Source organism: Pseudaeromonas pectinilytica (assembly GCF_054780855.1).
In genome coordinates, this window is record NZ_BAAGVN010000201.1 from 1 (window position 1) to 1,036 (window position 1,036).

Genomic DNA, 1,036 nt, shown 5'->3' on the forward strand with positions numbered 1-1,036 from the left:
ACGACTTTCAATGGTGCCACCAGTGTCTATGGCCTCAGTGATCCATACAATACGAGTCTTTACACTGCCTTGCCACACACCAGATGGATAGTAGATGGCGGCAGTTACCCTCGGCTTGCAATCCAAGACACCACCGATGCGACCCAGGCCTATGCGGTAAAAGGCACCACCAAGGTGGGCGGGGTAGTCAAGGCCCGCTTGGTCAGCGGGCATAGCCCGATCGATATGCACCAGTTCGGCAAAACCACCAGCGCTGCCGATAATGGCAGCTACCTGCTTAACTGTGGTTGGTATACCGACCATGTGGCGGTGGTGCATCGGGACGACTACGGCAAGCTGTTTGTGGCTAGCAAGGTCTATGCGCTGGGGGAGCGCATCCACCCAGCAACGCCGAACGGCTACGCCTACGAATGCACCAAAGCTGGAACAAGTTCAGCTACTGAGCCAACGAGTTGGCCAACGACGGGAACACTAATCAGCGGTTCGGCAATTTTTACCGCGCTACCCGTTTATCAGCCTGAAACATTTATTGCTGTGCCAGTGCTAATTAATTTAATTACGGGTCTGCCGGTATGAGTTCCCCATATTTAACGCCAGAATTAGCGATGAATTGCAATAGCGATGTCAGTGATATTCCGTATGTAGCCATACCCTGGAACACAGCCAATAGCGATGTGCCGGACTGGATCGAGAAAGTCTATGTGGGGCGCATTCTCGGCACAGTTCGCATCGATGGCAGCCCGACCCAGCGGGAAATTGTTGTGGTATCGGCCCAAACCGAGGGCGCTGCCGTTCTAGCCTCTGCAGCATCGTCAGCAAGTACCGGCACATACGATATCAGTTGGAACACCTACACCGGCCCTGTGCTGGCCATGCTGCTTGATGATCTCGGGACCGAGTGGACGCCTGACACCCTCTATCAGCAGGGAACTGTGATTTACCCCCGAGCCTGGAACGGCTGGCAGTATGAGTGCGTCTCCGGTGGCACCGGCCCAACGGACGAGCCGGTATGGTGGGCAGGTGAGGGCGTGACCGC

General features: G+C 55.8%; 2 protein-coding genes. Both read left to right on the plus strand.

Features of this window, described 5'->3' with window-relative positions; all coding sequences use genetic code 11:
- Nucleotides 1–576: hypothetical protein (locus ACYVG7_RS10225; protein WP_460883016.1), on the plus strand; the 576-nt coding region annotated here is incomplete at its 5' end.
- 29 nt (nt 577–605) lie between these two features.
- A partial coding sequence (locus tag ACYVG7_RS10230; protein WP_460883017.1) for a hypothetical protein occupies nt 606–1,036 on the plus strand: 431 nt, incomplete at its 3' end.